Genomic DNA, 19,774 nt, shown 5'->3' with positions numbered 1-19,774 from the left:
ACCTTTCATTTTCCTAAGCAAAAATTACTAAACATTTCATCTAAAAGTTCATTGTAAGAAAAATCCTTAGTAAATTTTGATATTTCATTTATAGCCAAATTTAATTCGAAGGCAAAAAGTTCCAAAGTGCTTTCATTTAGCAATGATTTTGATCTAAGAATGGCTTCATAAGCTTTTTTAAATGATTCTAGTAAGCTTGTGTTAGAAACTAAAATATCAGTGCTATCAAGACTGTCTAAATAATTTATAAGAGCTTGTTTTAGCTCGCTTATATCATCATTTACGCAAAGTTTTAAGCATTTTATATCGGCTTTAAATTTTGAAGGTAAATCACACTTATTTAAGATATAAAAAATTTTCTTGCTGCTATTTTTTAATAATTCTAAAAGTTCATCATCCTCATTATCCTTAAGTCTAGAATTATCAAAAAGAGCCAAGATAATATCAGCTTCTTGTATATAATTTTTACTAAATTCTATGCCTTTTTTTTCTATCTTATCATTAGCCTTTCTTATACCGGCTGTATCTATAATCCTTACTAAATGTTTGCCTAATAAAATTTCTTCTTCTAAAAAATCCCTCGTAGTGCCAGCTTCGCTTGAAACTATAGCTCTTTCATAGCTTAAAATTTTATTTAAAAGAGACGATTTTCCAACATTTGGCTTTCCAACTATGGCTATTTTAAAACCTTGAATCAAACCTCGCCTTGAAATAGAAAGCTCATATATTTTTCTTAAAGTATTTGCATTATCATCACACATTTTTTTTATTTCATTTATCAAATCTTGCGGCAAGTCATCGTCAGCGTAATCAATGCTAGTTTCCACAAAAGATAGAGTTTTTACCAAATCCAATCTAATTTTATTTAAAAATGCACTCAAATCACCTTTTAAATTTCTAGCTATTATATTTGCTGCACTAAGAGATTTTGCGGATATTAATTCTTGAATGCTTACGGCTTTTAACAGATCCATTTTTCCATTTAAAACAGCTCTTTTGCTAAATTCTCCGGGATTTGCAAGTCTTATACCGTGCTTTAAAATTTCATTTATCAAAATTTGAGAACTTGTTACGCCGCCGTGTATTTGAAATTCAAGTATATCCTCTCCAGTAAAGCTATATGGTGCTTTAAAGTATATAAGTATAGCCTCATCAATAAAATCATCATTATCTTTAAATAATCTTGTAAAAGTAGCAAATCTGGGTTTTAAAATCTTTTTTTTTGATAGTCTTAAACCAAGTTCGTAGGACAATTCCCCACTAAGTCTTACTATGCTAATAGCTCCTAGACCATATGCACTAGCTGGTGCGACTATAGTATCATTCATCTTTTTTTTGAAAATCGTTTATTATGATAATTCTTTTTTCGCCCTGCTCTTTTATGGCTACATATTTATTTGGAAATTCTTTTCTTAGCTTCTCAAGAGCTATTTTTATCAACACTCCATCTAAGTGTTTGGTTTGAGCCCTGCCCTCTTGATTTACTTTTTCTATTACAGAATTTACATAAGATTCTATGGCATTGCTTTGATTTTCTAAGAACTGTGCTATCTCTAGTCTTATTAAAAATTTATATTTTGAATTTATCCAATTATGCAAAAGATAAGAAAGAGCCTTATATCTATGAGCTTCTTTACCTATCATCAAGGCTACATCTTCTCCGTCAAATTTTATTAAAATACAGTTTTTATCATAAAAGCTAACTTCTTGTAATGAGATATTAAAGCAAGACTTTGAAAACAAACTTTCTATCTGCTTTTTTATCTCGTCTAATAAATCGTCTGGATTTCTATCAGAATGATTTTCCTTATGAAAATCTTTAAATATATCATCGCTTTTTACGGTGTATTTTTGTCTAGCATTATCCTTTTGAACAGGTTTTTGAGCACTTTGTTTTTGTTGTTTTATCTTATGTTTATCGTTACTGTTTTTTTCTTTGTATTTTTTTTCAGCATTCTTTTTTTCTTGTGTTTTTTTCAAGCATCTTGCTTCTATGATAGCATTTTTTTTACCTATGCCTAAAAAACCTTTTTTTGGGTATTGTAAAATATCATACTCCAAATCAACAACAGAACAAGAAAGCTCATTTGAAGCCTTTGTCAAAGCAGCCTGTAAATCAATAGCTTCTATTCTCATTTCTTTTCCTCGCTTTCTTTGCGTTTATGTTCTTTCTCAAAAAGCTTGTTTATAACCCATTGTTGTATCAAGGAACAAAGATTGTTTATAAACCAATAAAGAGTAAGACCGGCAGGAAAGGTTATAAAAAATATTATAAATACTAGTGGCAAATATTTCATAATCTTAGCTTGTAAAGGATCTTGTATAGCCATAGGAGTGATATGTTGCTGCAAAAACATAGTAAGTCCCATTAATATAGGCAAGATAAAATAAGGATCCATAACAGACAAATCATTTATCCATAAAGCCCAATACGCACCTTTTAACTCTATGGCATTAAGCAAAACTCTATATATAGCAAAGAACAAAGGAATTTGTAGTAGTATTGGCAGACAACCACTCATAGGATTTGCACCATGCTTTTTATAAAGCTCCATCATATGCAAATTCATCTTTTGAGGATCTCCTTTGTATTTATCCCTTATATCTTTCATTTTTGGTGCTAAATCCTTTAGCTTATTCATAGATATCATAGATTTGTATGTGAGTGGGAATAAAACCAAACGCACTATCAAAGTCATAACCACAATAGCCCAACCCCAATTTCCTATATAAGCATACAAGAAATTTAAGAAATCAAACATAGGCTTTGCTATGAAAGTGAACCAACCATACTCAACTACAACATCAAGTCTTTCATCTATGGCTCTTAAAGTAGTGTGTTCTTTAGCACCTATATAACCCTTTGCTTTAAATTCATTTTGAGAGTGTGCAAAAAGCACTGAATTTTCTTCTTTGTCTTTGCTTACAACTATATTTAAAGGCTTATCAAAGCTATAAAAAAATGTGGAATAATACCTGTCAAATGCTGAAGCTACAAAGATATTATTAAAGCTTTCATCGGCATCTACATCTCCATCTTCGTAAGTGTGTATGGTATCCTCATTATCTAATAATAAAGCTCCATGCACTGTAAAATTATCCACAGCTACACTAGGTCTAGAACCAGTGCTTATAAAATAAGCTGCATCAGATGACAGTCCTACAGAAAGCTCGTAGTTTCCAAGCTCATAAAAGGTTATTTGCTTTCTTACTATCAATCCATTTAAATTTTGCACCAAATTTAAAGTAGCAGATGAATTTTCGTCTATAAAAAGCTCTGACTTATCGGCATTATAAGATACTTTAAAAGCTAAAGAATTTAAACTTGTATCGCTAAATCTTATTTCAAGCGGTTTTGCGTAAGAATTACTTGCTATAAGATCTATAGCCTCGTTTTTATCATCTTTGTATTTAGAATCTAAAAGTTTAAAACTTGATATTCTTCCTAAATCATCTATCTTAGCTTCAAAATGCTTACTTTTAATTACTGATAATGTTTTATTTGAACTTAAATTTGAATCTAAATTTTGAGGCTGCTGAAAAGTATTTAATGTCGGAGCTACATTTTGAACATTTTCGCTAAGATTTTGACTTGCATTAAATTCGCTTTTTGTGGAATTAGTGCTTAAATTTTGGTCGCCAACTTGAGGCTTCATAAAAAATTCACTGTAAATCAAAAAAAACAAAAAGGATAAAGCAACTGCTATGATAACTCTTTGTTGCTGTTTTGGGTCTCTTTGATTATTCACTTTTGTCCTTTAAAGATATTTTTAATCATATAAAATTCATTGCCCTTGTAATGTATGTAAAAAAAGTCTATACGCATAGAATTTTTATATGTGCTTAGTTTAAAATCCGTCTTATGAACTAGAGGGTAGTCAAAGCCTCCCTTGCAATATGGATTACATCTTATAATTCTAAAAAAACTTAAAAAAAAAGCCTTTATAATATTTTGCTTTTTAAACTGCCATCTAGCGTATTCGGAACAACTTGGGTAGAACCTACAACAAGAAGGCTTTAAAATAGTTAAAAATTTTTGATAAAAATCAAGTAAAGCTATACACAAGGATCTAAACATTTTAACTTCTTAAGCCCCCAAATAATATTTTTTTTAAAAGTTAAGTAATCCAAGTCTTTAAAATCACTCTTGGCTACAAACGCATACTTACCTACAGATAAAGTATCACTCAAGCTAGAAAAAACTACTCTTAAAAGTCTTTTTGCCCTGTTTCTAAGAACAGATTTCCCTACTTTCTTACTAGCAACAAATGCAACTTTCATCTCATCACAAGGTAGATAAAAGATGATAACCCCTACACAATGCCATTTATTAGCATTTTTGTAAAGTTCGCTAAATTCAAAAGCATCACTTATGGTGCTTATTTTGCTTAAACTGCTAATCTTTTTCTACCTTTAGCTCTTCTTGCATTTATGATTTTACGACCACTTTTTGTTTTCATACGAAGACGAAAACCGTGCGTTCTTTTTCTTGGCGTATTGTGTGGTTGATATGTTCTTTTCATCTTTTTCCTTCTTAATCATTATAGTTTATTAAAAGCTATAATTTTATCATATATTGCTTAAATTTGCTTTTATTTTTGTATTTTTAATTATATTTGTTAAAATTGAAGTGATGAAATATTTTAAATAAATGAGGAAAAAATGGACAAATTAATCATAAGAGATTTAGAGAAAAAAGACCTAAAACAATTCATCGAACTTTTAAAAGAACTAGCAAAATATGAAAATATGCTAGATGAATTTTACTGCAATGAAGATATTATAGAAGAATCTTTATTAAAAGACAAGCTAGCAAGGGCACTAATCTTAGAATTTAACAATGAAATAATTGGCTACGCCATATACTTCTTTACTTTTTCATCGTTTTGGGGCAAAGGTGGTATATATCTTGAGGATATTTATATAAAAGAAAATTTTAGAAGAAAAGGTTTTGCTAAGGAAGTTTTTAAATATCTAGCAAAACTTTGTAAAGATAAGAATTTTAAGAGGCTTGAGTGGGCTTGTTTAATAGAAAACGAGCTTGGCATAAAATTTTATGAAAAATTAAATGCAACAAATTTAAGTAAAAAGTGGATAAATTATCGATTAGACGGGAAAAATTTAGAGGATTTAATTTAGTATGCTTAGAGCTTTGTATTATCTAAAAGCTTTTGGGTATGATTTTTTTGAAAAAGCGGATGAGGATTATAAATACACATCTTATGAAAATTTAAAAGAGCAAATTTATAGCTGCGAATTATGCTCTTATTCCAAAAAAAGAAAACATATTTTTTTTCCAAGAAAAAAAAAGGATATGAAAATTTTTATTATAGATAGCTTTATAAAAAAAAGCGAAAATGAAAATGGAATTTTTATGAGTTCAACACAAAATACAAAACTAAAAACACTATTAAAACAACACTTAAATTTAGAGGAAAAAGACTATTACATAAGCTATATATATAAGTGTTTTTGCGATGAAAAAAATGATGATTTTGCCTTAAAACAATGTGTGCCTTATGTTTTCGCAGAGCTTTCTTTATTAAAACCTGATTTTATACTGTGTCTTGGAGAAAATGCTTTCAATGCACTCGGTTTTAGTGATTTTAAAAGACTTAGGGGTGAATTTTTTATATTTTTTAATGCCTGGTTTTTACCCTCATTTGACATAAATTTTATAAGCAAAAATCCAAGTTTAGAGGAAAATTTTATAGACGATTTAAATAAAATCAAAACTTTCTTATAAGCTTAAAAAATATAACTTATAGTATAAATCCGGTAAAACCACTTAAATAAAATGATAAAAATACATATTAAATAATTATGTAAAAATTTAATCAAATTAACTTCTGATTATGTATAATTACTCTCGTAAAATACTTACAATCTTTTTTGTTTAAAAAAAATACTTATTAGGAAAAAGCTTATGAAATATATTTTAACTATATTTGCATTGTTTTTATTTAGTGCTTGCACCACAGCAATAAAGCAAGACCAAACGCAGTATATACCGAGGCCACAAACTGAAGAACAACTAAGTGATGATTATAATAAAAAAATAGCCTTAATTATACCTGAAAAGGTTATAAGAAGCTATACAAAAGTAATTATAAATTCAGCATTAGCCTATGTTTTAAGACAAGATGCCAAAATTTCAGTAGATGTATTTTTAATAGGTGATGAGAATGAAAAAACTTTAGTAAATACATTAAAAAAACTAGAAAACGATGGCTATAAATTCGCAGTAGCAGCTTTTACGCTAAAGGGGCTAAATTCTATAAAAAATGCAAATTCTAAAATGTATTTTTACATACCAACTATACACAAAAGCAAGGCAAACATTCAAAATGATAGAATTTATTTTGGAAGTATAGATTACAGCGAGCAAATAAATGAATTATTAAAGATAGCAAATACAAAAAATATTGCAAGCTTTTATGATGATTCTACGCTTTCAAATAGCCTTAATTACATTGTTTTAGAAAAAGTTCCTAATGCTAGAACATATGAATTTATAAAAGATAAAAAAATAAATTTTAAATCCTTGATTTACTCCAAAGGCTCTTTAAACGGTGCAGCTATATTTTTAAATACTCCTATAGTTGAAAGTGCTATAATAAGCTCACAATTAAGAGTCTATGAGACAAGAAATATAAAACTTTTTTCAAGTCAAATAGGCTACAATCCAACAATACTTAGCTTAAGCCAGGTAAATGATAGAACAAATTTATATATAGCAAATTCTATCTCAAATAGCGATGATAGCTTATCTTATATAAATGAATTGCTAGAGCAAAGTATAGATTATAATTGGATAGCCTATGCAACAAGCGTTGGAGTTGATTATTTATATACAGAATTTATGAATAAAGACGCTAAAAGAATTTTTAAAGAAGAGTTAAAAGATAATCAAGTTATATATGATATAAGAATAATGAGAGCAAATGGATTTGGATTTAGAGAAGATTGATAAAATCTTTTTCTAAATCCAAGAAAAATTACTGATTAAAGCTATTCATTCTTTCTATGACAGATTTTTGTGTTTCATCGTCTGCCACATCCACCTTGTAATACACCTCTACCCTATTATTTTTACTAAGAGATGGGTCATTATCAAGCGGTTCATTAAGTCCAAAACTTTTTATGCTTATATTTTGTGGGTTTATACCACCGTCTAAAAAATAGTTAGCAACAGCTTCAGCTCTTTTGTATCCAAGCTCAAAACTTCTCTTGGCTGTATCACTATTATCTGTGTAGCCTCTTATTTCTATTTTTACTTTAGGAGAAAGCTGAGAACTAAATTCTATCATATATTTTATAAAGTCTTTTACATCTTGTGAGACTATATCTGCACTACCTCGCTCAAATTCCACCCTAGCAGGTAACTGCAATGCCACTTGATTTTCTTGTTGATCAAGTGCTGCTTTAAGCTTTTTAATTGTCTCTTGCTGAGTCATAGTAAGCGATTTTAAGGACTCTATCTCATCTTGTGGGGTTGTAGAAGCACCTTGATGCTTTTGTGTATTTTGACTTGGTGTATCAAGTGTGTGAGATGGAGTAAAATCAAAAATTTTAACAAACTCTGTTTTTAAAGCCTCTACTTTGGCTGGATTACTTTCTGATATAGCCCAAAGTGCTATAAAAAGGGCTAACAATAAAGACAAAAAGTCAGCGTATGGAACAGCCCATTTTTCGCCAGCCGCACACTCCGGACATTTGTGTTTTTTACTCATAATTTTTATCCATTTTATTATTTTTCAAATTGAGAAATTCTGACATCATCATGGCTTAAAAAGTTAAATAGCTTAGCTTCTAAATCTCTAGGATTAGCTCCTTCAGCTATACCTTTTATACCTTCTGTTATAACAATTTGCTCTTTTACATATTCCATACCATTAGCTCTCATTTTGTTTCCCCAAGGAGTGAAAAGGGCATAAGAGCCAAAAATTCCTGTAACAGTAGCTGTAAAAGCACCTGAAATACCCATAGCCATTTCTTGCGGATTATCAAGTTTTTGAAGTGCAAGCATAAGACCCATAACAGCACCAACCAATCCCATAGTAGGGCAAGTTTCACCAAATCTTATCCAGTATTCTGACGCTTCTTTGTAGTGCTCTTCAAGCTCTTCTGTTTGAATTTCCATAGATTCTTTAATCTCATCAAAGCTCTTTCCATCAACCAACATCATCATAGCATTTCTTAGAAATTCATTATCTATGTCGTTAGTCCTTGATTCTAAAGCTAGTAGCCCATCTCTTCTTGCAACTATTGAAAAATCAACTATTTGAGCTATTCTTTCTGGCAAATTTACCTTAGCACCTGTAAAAGCGAGTTTTAGCTCTTTATAAGCATTTTTAACGGCTTTTTTATGAGTAGCAGTCATTGCACAACAAGCAGCTGTAGGTATCACAATCATTACAGAAGATAAGTGAATAACATGTAAGGGATTTCCACCTTCTAAAATATCTCCTATAGATATACTGGCGGTAGCTAGTATCATACCAAGTATAGTGGTTAAATCCATACTTTCTCCTTAAGTATTTTGCTATTTTAAATCACCCCAATTTTTAGCAATGCTTGATGAGGTTTTTAAACTAACTTTTAATTTTACAATATTTTGCATAATATTTTCAGCAAAATTAGCAAAATTTTGCATTATTTCATCTTTAACTTCAAATATCAATTCATCGTGAATTTGTAAAATCAATCTTTTCTCATTATCTAAATATTTATCTATCTCAAGCATAGCAAGCTTTATCACATCGGCAGCAGAACCTTGTAAAATAGAATTTACACTCTCTCTTTCATAGGATGCTAAAATTTTGGCATTTACTTCACTAAAGTTAAAATACCTCTTGCGTCCTAGCAATGTTTTTATAAAGCCATTTTTTTTAGCTTCAGATTTGACCTTTTCAAAATAAGTCTTTATGCTTGTGAAATTATCAAAATATCTTTCTATATAAATTTTTGCATCTTTTGCCTCTATTTGCAAATTTTTACTAAGACTTTTATATCCCATACCATAAATCAAACCAAAATTGATACTTTTTGCTATGCTTCTTGTCTTATCATTTACCTCATTAAATATCATCAAAGCAGTTTTTGAGTGTATATCTTCATCATTTTTAAAAGCATTTAGCAATTTTTCATCTTCGCTAAAATGTGCGAGCATTCTAAGCTCTATTTGCGAATAATCTATACTTAAAAAAGAAAAGCCTTCTTCAGCTACAAAACAGCTTTTGTAACTTTTTGCATATTTTCCGTGAGCTGGTATATTTTGCAAATTTGGCTCTTTTGATGAGAGTCTTCCAGTAGCGGTGCCGCTTTGCAAAAAATGAGAATAAATTCTTGACTTATCATCTTTTAATGCTAGTTTTAAAAGAGGCTCACAGTATGTAGAATACAGTTTTGAAAGCTCTCTGTAGTCTAAAATTTTTTTAACTATTAAATGCTCGTTTATAAGCTCTTGTAAAACCTTTTCATCTGTTGATAATACGCCACTTTTACCTTTTTTGCTACTTTTTAAGGAAAGCTTTTCAAATAATATAAATGCAACTTGTTGCGGGGAATTTATGTTAAAATTCTCATCTGCTAACTTATAAATTTCATCTTTTATTTTGTCTATATCATCTTTAAAATCCCTCATTAATCTTTCTAAACAACTAGTATCTAGCTTTATGCCTTGTTGTTGCATTCTTAGCAGTGTTTTAATGAATGGAAATTCATATCTTAAGGCTATATCAAAAAGTTCTTTTTCTAAATTTTCTAAAAAGTAAAAATAAAATTTCAAGCTTATATAAGCATCTTCACAGGCGTATTTGCAAGCCTCATTTATATCTATATCGCTGAAATTTTCACCTTTTTTAACAATGTCTTCAAAATGTATAGTATCGTGGTTAAAAAATTTCTTTGCTAAGCTGTCCATATTTATGCGTGAATTTGGTTCTTTAAGCCAAGCAAGTATCATAGTGTCTGCGTATTTTTCAGGCAAAGGCAAATTAAAATTTCTTTCTATAATTTCAAAATCATATTTTAAATTATGCCCGACAACAAAATTTTCAAATATCATTTGTATAGCTTTTTTAGCGACTTGCATTGAAATTTGTTCCTTAAAATTCTTATGAGTCAAAGGCACATAAAACGCCTCATTTTCATTAATAGCAAAGGAAAAACCTACTATTTTAGCAGTTTTACTGTCAAGTCCGGTAGTTTCAGTGTCAAATGCTATAACTGTATTTTTGTCTAATTTCTCTAAAATTTCAAATAGCTTGTTTTCATCATTTATCAATATGCTTTTATAGTTTGTTACTGTAGTGTTTTTTATATTTTTTGCATTGATTCTTTTAAGCAGGGCATTTAATTCATACTCTTCTAAAATTTTAAGCACAGATAAAAGAGGTTTATCAGGCTTTTTGCACTCATTTAAATTTAAATCAAGCTCTAAATCATCATACAAAGTAGCTAGTTTTTTAGATACAAAAGCATCATTTTTGCCCTCCATTAAAAGCGTTTTTGTTCTCTCGTTTCTTACAAGGTTTAAATTTGTATAAATGTCCTCTATAGTATCAAATTCGTCTAAAAGCTTTTTTGCACCTTTTGCACCTATGCCTTTAACCCCTTTTATATTATCAGAGCTATCCCCACACAAGGCTAGAAAATCTCTTATCTTAGAAGGCTTAACTCCATATTTCTCAAAACAAGCTTCCTCATCATATTCGTTTTTAGATATTGGGCTGTATATGCTGACTTTATCATTTTTTATAAGTTGGTAAAGATCCTTGTCTTGAGATATTATCCTTACAAAAATATCTTTATCCTCGCAAAATCTTACAACAGAGGCAATTATATCATCTGCTTCATATCTTTGTTTTTCAAAATATGCAAAACCCATATCTTTAATCATTTGAATACATATTGGAAGTTGTTCTTTTAGCTCTTGCGGTGGTTCTGTTCTATTGCTTTTGTAATCCTTATCTATATCATTTCTAACACCTTCTCCTTTGCTGTCAAGTGCAAATATAATATAATCACTTTGAAATTCACTTTCTAAAGTATAAATAAAATCAGCAAAGCCTTTTATCATACCGCTATCTTTTCCTTTTGAATTTTTCAAACTTTTAAGTGCATAAAAAAGCCTAAAAAACAAACCAAAAGTGTCTATTACAGTTAAAGTTTTCATTTTTTTACCTTTCGAAAAAGGTAAAAATTCTAACACAACTTAACTTAAATCAAAAATATAAGCAAAGCATATCGAAAAGCCTTGCCTAAAAATATAAAAATACTAGCTTTTAAAAAAGGATATTTATTTAATGCTAAGGCCAAAACAAATAAATCACCAATTATTGGTAAAAAACTAAAGAAGGCAAAAAATAAGCCATATTTTTTAAAATTTATCTTTGAATGTCTGATTTTATAAATGGATTTAGAAAAGTATTTTTCTAATATAAATTTAGAAGCAAACAATCCTAAAATATAAGTGCTTAAAGCACCTAAGGTATTAAAAATACTTGCGATTAAAAAAACAAGATTTTTATCAAAACCGTTTATAACAAAGGCTACAACAAAGGCTTCAGAAGCTAGAGGATAAATACTTGCCGATATGAAACAAACAAGAGCCAAAGCAAATAGAGAAAAATTTTCTAACATATAAAAATCATAACTGGTTGCGAAGGAGGGATTTGAACCCCCGACCTTCGGGTTATGAGCCCGACGAGCTAACCACTGCTCTACTTCGCTTCATTGTGGATGGGGTAAAGGGATTCGAACCCCTGAATGACAGGACCAAAACCTGTTGCCTTACCGCTTGGCGATACCCCATTGATAACAAAAACAAAAATTATAATGCATTTTAATTAAATTGTCAAGAAAAAAAGATATAATTTTTAGCTTGAAATAATATTTGAGGAAGTGCTATGTCTTTCATAAGTATAGAACAAGCCATAAAAGAGCTAAAAGAAGGCAAAATGCTTGTTATGGTTGATGCAGAAGATAGAGAAAATGAAGGGGATTTGATCTTTGCAGCACAGTTTAGCAGCAAAGAAAAGGTAAATTTTACAATAACAAATGCAAGAGGGGTTCTTTGCGTTGCATTAAGCAAGGATTTAGCAGAGCATTTTGAACTACCTTTGATGGTGAAAGAAAACACATCAAATCACGAAACCGCATTTACTGTAACAGTTGATGCAAAAAATGCTAGCACTGGGGTTAGTGCATTTGAAAGAGATATGACTATAAAAATATTTGCAGATGATAAGGCTGTAGCAAGTGATTTTGTAAAACCAGGGCATATAAATCCTTTAATAGCAAAAAAAGGTGGTGTGCTAGAAAGAACGGGGCATACCGAAGGGACTGTGGATTTATGCCGTTTAGCTGGTTTAAAAGAAGCTTGTGTTATATGCGAGATAGTAAGAGATGATGGAGAAATGGCTAGAAGAGACGATTTGAAAGAATTTTGCAAAAAATTCGGTATAAATATGATAGCAATTTCTGATCTGATAGAGTATAGATTAAAAAATGAAAGCTTAATAAAATGCACACAAGAAAGCGAAACTCAAATAGCAGGTTTTAATGCTAAAAAACTGACATTTGAAGATCATAATTCTCAAAAACACATAGCCTTTTGTTTTGGCGAAATAAAAAAAAGCTATAATGTCAAATTTCACATAAGCTCTCAAGATTTTGATTTGCTAACGTCTAATAAATTTAATGAACTTTTAAGGCAAATTCGTTTTTTAAGCGAAAACGGTGGTATTTTGGTATTTATGCATGGAGAAAAAACTTCTCAAACAAATTTTAAAAATTACGGCATAGGAGCTCAAATCTTAAGGTATCTAGGCATAGAAAGCATCAAACTTTTAAGCTCGAGCTGCGATAGAGATTTTGTAGCACTTAAGGGCTTTGGATTAAATTTAGAATTTTGCAATATATGATTAACATATATTGCAATAATTAATACCTTTCTAAAATTTCATAAGCTGTGTTTCTTTTTGCAGGTTTTTCTCCTATGCTTTCAATCAATCTTATCATCTCTTGCTGATTCATTTTATAACTTGCTCCAGCTGCTGAAACAACATTTTCTTCCATCATTGTAGAACCAAGATCATTTGCTCCAAATTTAAGTGCTAACTGACCTATCAAAGATCCTTGAGTTACCCAAGAGCTTTGTATGTTTTTGAAATTATCAAGATAAAGTCTTGATAGAGCTAATAATCTTAAATATTTATTTGAACTTTGCTTGATTATTTCTGGATGTTTTTTTATGAGTTTTGTATTTGTTCCTTGAAAAGACCATAATATAAAGGCTCTAAAGCCATTAGTTTCATCTTGCAATTTTCTTAAATGCTCAAAATGTTCTATTATTTCTTCATCACTTTCTATAGTGCCAAACATCATAGTAGCTGTGCTTTTCATACCTATATTATGTGCTTCTTTATGAACTAAAAGCCAAGTAGCAGTATCGCATTTATGCGGTGCTATCTCATCTCTTACTCTATCGCTAAGCACTTCAGCACCTGCTCCCGGTATAGAAAAAAGACCTTTTTTTTGTAATCTTTGCAAAACCTCTTTTATAGAAATTTTAGAAATTTTAGCTATATAAGCTATTTCGACGGCTGAAAAACCATGGACTGTTATATTTGGATAATTTTTTGAAATAAATTCAACCAAATCTTCATACCATTCTATCTTAAGTTTAGGATGAACTCCGCCTTGAAATAAAATTTGAGTCCCGCCTATAGCAAGCAATTCTTCTATCTTCTTGCCTATCTCCTCAAAGCTTAAAACATACGCATCTTCATCTTTTGCGTGTCTATAAAAAGCACAAAAATCGCAGTCTATGCAACAAACATTTGTGTAATTTATATTTCTGTCTACAACGAAGGTAGTGATTTTTTCTGGGTGCAATTCTTGTTTTTTCTTATAAGCTAAATTTCCAAGCTCATATAAATCGGCATTTCTTAGCAAATCAAGTGCCTCTTTTTGATTTATCCTAGACATAGTATTCCTTTCATTCCTTGCTTATTATTCTATCTAAAAATCTAAAATAAAATTTGTTTATACCATTTTCATACAAATAATCAAGATCCATATTGTGAGATTTTAATATAGTATCTACTATATAAAGCCCTAATCCAAAGCTATCTTTTTGCTTGTTACCTTGAGTAAAGGCTTGGGTATAATACTCTAAAGAGTGATCAAGCCCTTTACCTTTATTTTTAAAACAAATAAATTCTTTGTTTAGCTCTATTTCTACGCGTTTATCTTCTGCATATTTTATAGCATTATCTATCATATTTTTTATGGCAGTTGAAAAAAGCTTAAAATCGACATTTACAAAAAAACTTTCCTCATAAACTAAGCTTACATTGCTTTCATCGCTCATAGCAACCTCTTTTGCCTCGTCTATAAGATCTAAGATATTATATCTTTTCTTATGCAAAAAACTAGAACCAGATGAAATTTGCTCTATGGCTGCGAATTCATTTATCAAAAGTTCAAGACGGTAAAAAATATTACTAAGTCTATCTTTATATTTACTATCCTCTATCATTTCTAAGGTGATTAAGCCTTTTGTTATGGGCGTTTTTAATTCGTGCATTATATTTCTTATAAAAAATTGCCTTGATTTGTTTAATTTTCGTATTTGAGTAATGGCGGCAAAAAAAGCACTTGCAACCTGTGAAATTTCATCACCTCCAGAGCTTACATCTTGTATTTCTTCTAGTTTATTATTAGCAAATTTATCAATCTGTTTTTTTAGCAAGGAAAGAGGTCTAAGCTTCTTTATCATATAAACGTAAAGTAAAATAAGAATCAAAACAACACTTAAAGCCATAAATCTTATAAGAAAATATCGATAACTCTCGTAATCTTGATCTACATAAAGATAAAGTCTGCCATTGTAAATTATCTTAAGGTAATTATCTCTTTTATAAGATACTATTTCAACAAGTCCTGTATTTACAAAAGCCTTTGCTAAAATTTCCCCTCTAAATATAACCTGTCTTATTTCTCCCTCATCTGTAACAAGTTCCATTTTATAATTTTTAGTCTGCTCTTTAAATTCGCTCTCATCTATAACGCCGCTAAAATACAAAAGCCTAGCATTTGCTATCAAAGAATATTTTGCATTTAGTTCATCTGTGTAATTTTGTTGATCATAAGCTATTAGCCATAGAAATGCTAAAACAACACTTACTATGGCTAATATAAATATAAAGGTTATGGTATAAAAAATGGATGATTTATTCATTGAGTAAGCTTATAGCCTATACCCCTTATAGAATGTATATATTTTGGGGTTTTAGGATCATCGCCCATTTTTTGTCTTATCCTGCTTATTATAACGTCTATGCTTTTATTGCTAGAATCTTCACTAATAGAAGAACAGTTATAAACCAATTCTTCTCTACTAACTACGCCACCTTCTTTTTTGATAAGATAAGAAAGTATATCAAATTCTGCATTTGTGAGATTGATTTCTTGCCCTTTCATAGTTATGATATGCTTATATTGATCATATACTAAATCTTTAACGGTGTCTGCCATAGCTTTTTTAGTAGTGTTTATACGTCTTAAATGACTTTTTATCCTAGCTTGCAATTCTTGAGGATTATAAGGTTTTGGTAGATAATCATCTGCTCCAAGCTCTAAAGCATTAACTTTATCGCTTATATCGTGTCTAGCACTTGATATAATTATAGGAGTATCATATTTTTTACGAATTTCTTCACAAACCTCTAAACCGTCAAGTCCAGGTAAGGATAGATCTAGGATTATTAATTGATATTCCTTTAGAGCTAGTTTTGAAAGCCCTATATAAGGTTCATGTGCTATATCCACCTTCATATCAAATTTTTCAAGATATTCAGCTATAATCTCAGCAAGCTCCAAATCATCTTCTATCATAAGGATGCTAACCATATATCTCCTTCTAATTTTTTTTAATTTTAAACTATATTTTCAAACAAAAAACAAATCACCTAAGTATTAAAAGCTGTGCATATCCTTGCCTATATACCCAAATTTTTATAAAACTTTTTGAACGATTTGCTTTTAAGGCATTTGAAAGCTCTTGAATATTTTTTATTTCATTTTGCTCGACGGCTATTATTATATCCCCTACTTCAAAACCAGCATTTTCAGCCTTTGAATCCTTCTTAACAGAGCTTACAAATACTCCATTTACAGAATTTGGTATATTAGATCTTGACTGCTTATCTAAATCTTTAAGTTCTAAACCATCTATAAGCCCTTCAGCACTTAAAGCCTCACTTTGTGCTTGCAAGCTAAATGTTACACTTTTTGTAACTCCATCTCTTTCATATATAAGCACAATTTTTTCATTTGGAGATAAAGTGCCTATATAATTTTTTAAATCATTAGCATTTTTTATATTTTTTTCATTTACCTTAAGCACCAAATCACCTCTTTTTAAGCCGGCTTTATCGGCAGCTGAACCTTTTTCTACATCAGTGATTAAAGCACCCTCTTTATTTGTATAAACAGTTTTACTATCGCCTTGCAAAGAAGTTATGCTAACACCAAGAAAACCTCGTTCTACCTTGCCTTTTTCTATCAGACTTTTAGCTATATTTTTAGCCATATTTGAAGGTATGGCAAAACCTATGCCGTTATTTCCACCACTTCTTGAAAGTATAGCAGAATTGATACCTACTAAAGCACCTCTACTATCAACCAAAGCACCACCTGAATTTCCTGGATTTATTGAGGCATCAGTTTGTATAAAATTTTCATATTGGTTTAATCCTATATTATCCTTATTTAAAGCCGAAATAATACCAGTTGTTATACTAGAACCAACTCCAAAAGGGTTACCTATAGCAAAAACAACATCACCTTCCATTAAATCATCAGAATCGGCAAAAGAAATAGCAGCTAAATTTTTAGCTTCTATTTTTATAACAGCTAAATCCGTCTTTGGGTCGTTTCCTATAACTTTAGCTTTGTATTCTTCATTGCTATTTACTAAATTTACTGTAATTTCATCCGTGTTTTCTACAACGTGGTTATTTGTTATTATATATCCATCACTAGAAATTATCACACCAGAACCTAATGAATTTACCACCTCCTTATTTGAACCTCCTCTTTGTTGAGGAATATCAAAAAAACGTCTAAAATAAGGATCGTTAAAAAAATCATCAAAAAACGGATCTCTTGCTCTAGTAACCGTTTTTGATGTAGATATATTTACAACAGAATTTTTCGCATCTTTTATAGAGTCGTGATATGATAATATAACGGAATTATCAGAGCCTTGAGGATTAACTCTTCTTACATTATCTTGTGCTTCTTTAAAACTTATACTTGCAGCTATAGTAAAAGAAGTCAAAATAGATGATAAAATAATTTTTTTAAACATAATAAAACCTTCTTTAACTTAATATTTAGAAAAAGTATAAAATTTATAATTTATCAAATAGTTAATAAGCAAAGTTAAGATAAAAAAACTTAAAAAACTTGATTGACTTACACTAAAGGTTATGCTATAATACGTATAAAAATTTTACATTTTAAAGGGTAAAAAAATATGAATAACAGTTTATATGAAACATTAGGTGTCTCTCAAAATGCTAGTTCTGATGAGATAAAAAAAGCTTATAGACGTCTTGCAAGAAAATACCACCCTGATATAAATAAAGAAAAAGGTGCGGAAGAAAAATTTAAAGAAATAAATGCGGCATACGAGATACTAAGCGATGAAAACAAAAGAAAAAAATACGACAGATATGGGGATTCTATGTTTGGCGGTCAAAGCTTTCACGATTTTTCAAGAGGAGCAAATACAGCAGATTTAAATGATATACTACACGATTTATTCTCAAATTTTAGTGGTTTTAGTAGTTCAAGATCTAGTTTTAAATCCTCAAATTTTAATAATTTTAATTCTAATTTTGGCTTTAATTCAACAAATCATACAAATTTGGATCTTAATGCAAAAACAAAAATTCCTTTTAATGTAGCTATACTTGGAGGAGAACAGAAGTTAAGTTTTAATGGAGAAAGCATAACAGTTAAAATTCCTCACGGTATAAAAGATGGAGAAAAACTAAGAATCAGAGGTAAAGGTTCATCTTTTAATGGTATGAGAGGGGATTTAATCGTTCAAGTTGAGATAGAAAAAAGCACGGAATACGAAAGAGATGAGGATGACTTGTATAAAAAGGCGGAAATCAGCTTAAAAGATGCCTTGTTTGGAAATAAAATAACAATAAACACCCCAAGAAAAGAAGTTAGCATAAAAATTCCGCCAAACACAAAAAATGGTCAAAAAATTCGTATAAAAGGATATGGGGTTCAAAATAGAAAAAGCGGAATTTATGGAGATTTATACTTAAATATTACGGTTGTATTACCAAATACAGACGAGTTAGACAAAGAACTTCTAAAACTTTTACAAGAAAAATTACCTTAAGGAGATAAAATGCAACATGGATACGATGAGCCTGTTTATCTTATATCAGTTGTAGCTAAAGTTTTAAGCATACACCCTCAAACTTTAAGACAGTATGAAAGAGAAGGTCTTGTAGAACCAAGTAGGACAGATGGCAAAATGAGACTTTATTCGCAAAAAGATATAGATAGAATAAAGCTTATATTAAGGCTTACTAGAGATATGGGTGTAAATTTGGCTGGAGTAGATGTTATACTAAAGCTAAAAACACAGTTAAATGAATTTGAAAATTTAATAGATGAGTTGAGATTAGAGCTTGAAAGACATCAAGGCAAAGTCGGAAAATCTGTTATAAAGCATAAAAATAGTTTTGATTTGATATTTTATGATGAAAAAAAGATATGAAAGAAAAGCAAGATAGAATTCGCTATATAAGGGCTTTAGAAAAGTTTTATAATACTGTAAATTCTATGCTAAAAAAGGAAAATTTTGATGAAATGCTTTTTAAACAAAGGGTTAATAAGGCTTATGATAACTTACAAAAAAACAACTTTGTTTCTTTGTATTCAAGCTATACAAAAGAGCTTGAAACCTTTGCAAACGAATGCATTAGTTTTAAATTCAGCAAAGACGAACTTTTAAGCAAAAGTAATGCTTTAAATAAATTAAAAAATGCAAAATCATACAAAAAAGATAAACATAAATCTAAATTTAAGGAGCTTTTTTGATAACTGTAATCTTTGATATGGACGGAACGCTTATAAACAGTGCAAATGCCATAGTAAGTGCTGTAAATGAAATAAGAAAGGATATGGGATTTCAGCCCTTAGACGCAAATTATATTTTACATATAATAAATACACCAGGTAAAGACTGGGCGAAAGAATTATATAATATAAAAGATTTCAAGCACAGTAGCTTTAAAAATGGCTTTGAAAAGTATTTTGTAAAACATTATCAACAAAGCGTTATACTCTATGACGGAATAAAAGAATTTTTAGAAGAACTAAAAAACAAAAAAGCTTATTTAGCAATAGCTACGAATGCACCGCAAGAATCTTTGCCTTTGATACTAAAAAAATACGAAATAAGTGCTTATTTTGATGAAATAATAGGTGTAAGTGATGATGTTGAACCAAAGCCAAATCCTGCTATGCTAAATTTGGTAAAAAATAAAAGCCCATATACTGATATAGTTTTTGTTGGTGATAGCAAAAAAGATGAAGAAGCTGCAAAAAATGCAAACATTCCCTATCTTAGTGCAAAATGGGGAAGAGGTAGCGAAAAAGAAAATGAATTTAGCGATAAAAATGAATTAAAAAGCAAGATAGAAAAATTATTTAACATAAATTTATAAAA

Annotated in this window: 22 protein-coding genes and 2 tRNA genes; 8 read left to right on the top strand and 16 right to left on the bottom strand. The window is 29.9% G+C overall.

What is annotated here, in order from left to right; translation table 11 throughout:
* Positions 1-5: 5 nt before the first annotated feature.
* From mnmE to rpmH, 6 genes are read right to left on the bottom strand one after another with little or no spacing between them, the layout of a single operon-like run.
* Complete coding sequence (mnmE, locus tag Q0J35_RS03055; RefSeq protein ID WP_297193070.1) at positions 6-1,328, bottom strand: tRNA uridine-5-carboxymethylaminomethyl(34) synthesis GTPase MnmE; 1,323 nt, start codon at positions 1,326-1,328, stop codon at positions 6-8.
* Positions 1,321-2,136, bottom strand: a complete 816-nt coding sequence (locus tag Q0J35_RS03050) for a Jag N-terminal domain-containing protein (RefSeq protein WP_297193069.1) — start codon at positions 2,134-2,136, stop codon at positions 1,321-1,323. Before Q0J35_RS03050 ends, mnmE begins: the two co-directional genes overlap by 8 nt.
* Positions 2,133-3,749 carry a membrane protein insertase YidC gene (gene yidC, locus Q0J35_RS03045; protein ID WP_297193068.1) on the bottom strand — a complete coding sequence of 539 codons (1,617 nt, stop codon included), beginning with the start codon at positions 3,747-3,749 and terminating at the stop codon, positions 2,133-2,135. The genes Q0J35_RS03050 and yidC overlap by 4 nt, the downstream gene beginning before the upstream one ends.
* Positions 3,746-4,078: a membrane protein insertion efficiency factor YidD gene (gene yidD, locus Q0J35_RS03040; RefSeq protein WP_297193067.1), complete on the bottom strand. Its 333-nt coding sequence runs from the start codon at positions 4,076-4,078 to the stop codon at positions 3,746-3,748. Before yidD ends, yidC begins: the two co-directional genes overlap by 4 nt.
* Positions 4,057-4,383, bottom strand: coding sequence for a ribonuclease P protein component (rnpA, locus tag Q0J35_RS03035; protein ID WP_297193127.1), 327 nt, complete (start codon positions 4,381-4,383; stop codon positions 4,057-4,059). The genes yidD and rnpA overlap by 22 nt, the downstream gene beginning before the upstream one ends.
* Before the next feature lie 5 nt (positions 4,384-4,388).
* Positions 4,389-4,523, bottom strand: coding sequence for a 50S ribosomal protein L34 (gene rpmH / locus Q0J35_RS03030; protein ID WP_297193066.1), 135 nt, complete (start codon positions 4,521-4,523; stop codon positions 4,389-4,391).
* A 139-nt stretch (positions 4,524-4,662) separates the two neighbouring features.
* Here rpmH and Q0J35_RS03025 point away from each other — a divergent pair, with 139 nt between their 5' ends.
* The 3 genes from Q0J35_RS03025 to Q0J35_RS03015 all read left to right on the top strand — a co-directional run bounded on the left by Q0J35_RS03025 (position 4,663) and on the right by Q0J35_RS03015 (position 6,970).
* The gene (locus tag Q0J35_RS03025; protein WP_297193065.1) at positions 4,663-5,139 is read left to right on the top strand and encodes a GNAT family N-acetyltransferase; all 477 of its coding nucleotides are present in this window, start codon (positions 4,663-4,665) and stop codon (positions 5,137-5,139) included.
* A gap of 1 nt (position 5,140) precedes the next feature.
* Positions 5,141-5,746: a uracil-DNA glycosylase family protein gene (locus Q0J35_RS03020; protein WP_297193064.1), complete on the top strand. Its 606-nt coding sequence runs from the start codon at positions 5,141-5,143 to the stop codon at positions 5,744-5,746.
* A 180-nt stretch (positions 5,747-5,926) separates the two neighbouring features.
* Positions 5,927-6,970 carry a hypothetical protein gene (locus Q0J35_RS03015; RefSeq protein ID WP_297193063.1) on the top strand — a complete coding sequence of 348 codons (1,044 nt, stop codon included), beginning with the start codon at positions 5,927-5,929 and terminating at the stop codon, positions 6,968-6,970.
* Between the two features lie 28 nt (positions 6,971-6,998).
* Here the strand turns inward: Q0J35_RS03015 and motB are convergent, their stop codons facing one another.
* The 6 genes from motB to Q0J35_RS02985 form a co-directional block, all read right to left on the bottom strand.
* On the bottom strand, positions 6,999-7,733 hold the full coding sequence (motB, locus tag Q0J35_RS03010) for a flagellar motor protein MotB (RefSeq protein ID WP_297193062.1): 735 nt from the start codon (positions 7,731-7,733) through the stop codon (positions 6,999-7,001).
* A gap of 17 nt (positions 7,734-7,750) precedes the next feature.
* Complete coding sequence (motA, locus tag Q0J35_RS03005) at positions 7,751-8,524, bottom strand: flagellar motor stator protein MotA (RefSeq protein ID WP_297193061.1); 774 nt, start codon at positions 8,522-8,524, stop codon at positions 7,751-7,753.
* Positions 8,525-8,545: 21 nt separating this feature from the next.
* Complete coding sequence (gene polA / locus Q0J35_RS03000) at positions 8,546-11,179, bottom strand: DNA polymerase I (RefSeq protein ID WP_297193060.1); 2,634 nt, start codon at positions 11,177-11,179, stop codon at positions 8,546-8,548.
* Positions 11,180-11,223: 44 nt separating this feature from the next.
* A complete protein-coding gene (locus tag Q0J35_RS02995) occupies positions 11,224-11,646 on the bottom strand; it encodes a DedA family protein (protein ID WP_297193059.1) in 423 nt (140 codons plus the stop codon).
* A 14-nt stretch (positions 11,647-11,660) separates the two neighbouring features.
* Positions 11,661-11,736, bottom strand: a tRNA-Met gene (locus Q0J35_RS02990).
* A gap of 6 nt (positions 11,737-11,742) precedes the next feature.
* Positions 11,743-11,817 (bottom strand) — tRNA-Gln (locus Q0J35_RS02985).
* A gap of 95 nt (positions 11,818-11,912) precedes the next feature.
* Between Q0J35_RS02985 and Q0J35_RS02980 the strand changes: the two genes are divergently transcribed.
* Positions 11,913-12,929 carry a bifunctional 3,4-dihydroxy-2-butanone 4-phosphate synthase/GTP cyclohydrolase II gene (locus Q0J35_RS02980; protein ID WP_297193058.1) on the top strand — a complete coding sequence of 339 codons (1,017 nt, stop codon included), beginning with the start codon at positions 11,913-11,915 and terminating at the stop codon, positions 12,927-12,929.
* Between the two features lie 19 nt (positions 12,930-12,948).
* Here the strand turns inward: Q0J35_RS02980 and Q0J35_RS02975 are convergent, their stop codons facing one another.
* Genes Q0J35_RS02975 through Q0J35_RS02960 form a run of 4 tightly spaced genes read right to left on the bottom strand, consistent with a single transcriptional unit; the run spans position 12,949 to position 17,383 of the window.
* Positions 12,949-13,995, bottom strand: coding sequence for a dehypoxanthine futalosine cyclase (locus tag Q0J35_RS02975; RefSeq protein ID WP_297193057.1), 1,047 nt, complete (start codon positions 13,993-13,995; stop codon positions 12,949-12,951).
* 10 nt (positions 13,996-14,005) lie between these two features.
* The gene (locus Q0J35_RS02970; protein WP_297193056.1) at positions 14,006-15,250 is read right to left on the bottom strand and encodes an ArsS family sensor histidine kinase; all 1,245 of its coding nucleotides are present in this window, start codon (positions 15,248-15,250) and stop codon (positions 14,006-14,008) included.
* A complete protein-coding gene (locus Q0J35_RS02965; RefSeq protein WP_297193055.1) occupies positions 15,247-15,921 on the bottom strand; it encodes a response regulator transcription factor in 675 nt (224 codons plus the stop codon). The genes Q0J35_RS02970 and Q0J35_RS02965 overlap by 4 nt, the downstream gene beginning before the upstream one ends.
* A gap of 55 nt (positions 15,922-15,976) precedes the next feature.
* Positions 15,977-17,383, bottom strand: a complete 1,407-nt coding sequence (locus Q0J35_RS02960; protein ID WP_297193054.1) for a Do family serine endopeptidase — start codon at positions 17,381-17,383, stop codon at positions 15,977-15,979.
* 168 nt (positions 17,384-17,551) lie between these two features.
* Here Q0J35_RS02960 and Q0J35_RS02955 point away from each other — a divergent pair, with 168 nt between their 5' ends.
* From Q0J35_RS02955 to Q0J35_RS02940, 4 genes are read left to right on the top strand one after another with little or no spacing between them, the layout of a single operon-like run.
* Positions 17,552-18,436, top strand: a complete 885-nt coding sequence (locus tag Q0J35_RS02955; protein ID WP_297193053.1) for a J domain-containing protein — start codon at positions 17,552-17,554, stop codon at positions 18,434-18,436.
* 9 nt (positions 18,437-18,445) lie between these two features.
* On the top strand, positions 18,446-18,820 hold the full coding sequence (locus Q0J35_RS02950; protein WP_297193052.1) for a helix-turn-helix transcriptional regulator: 375 nt from the start codon (positions 18,446-18,448) through the stop codon (positions 18,818-18,820).
* Positions 18,817-19,143: a hypothetical protein gene (locus Q0J35_RS02945; protein WP_297193051.1), complete on the top strand. Its 327-nt coding sequence runs from the start codon at positions 18,817-18,819 to the stop codon at positions 19,141-19,143. Before Q0J35_RS02950 ends, Q0J35_RS02945 begins: the two co-directional genes overlap by 4 nt.
* Positions 19,140-19,772: an HAD family hydrolase gene (locus tag Q0J35_RS02940; protein ID WP_297193050.1), complete on the top strand. Its 633-nt coding sequence runs from the start codon at positions 19,140-19,142 to the stop codon at positions 19,770-19,772. Before Q0J35_RS02945 ends, Q0J35_RS02940 begins: the two co-directional genes overlap by 4 nt.
* Positions 19,773-19,774: the final 2 nt, after the last annotated feature.

Source organism: uncultured Campylobacter sp. (assembly GCF_944323605.1).
Lineage (GTDB): Bacteria > Campylobacterota > Campylobacteria > Campylobacterales > Campylobacteraceae > Campylobacter_D.
This window is presented reverse-complemented; position numbering and strand designations above follow the sequence as displayed.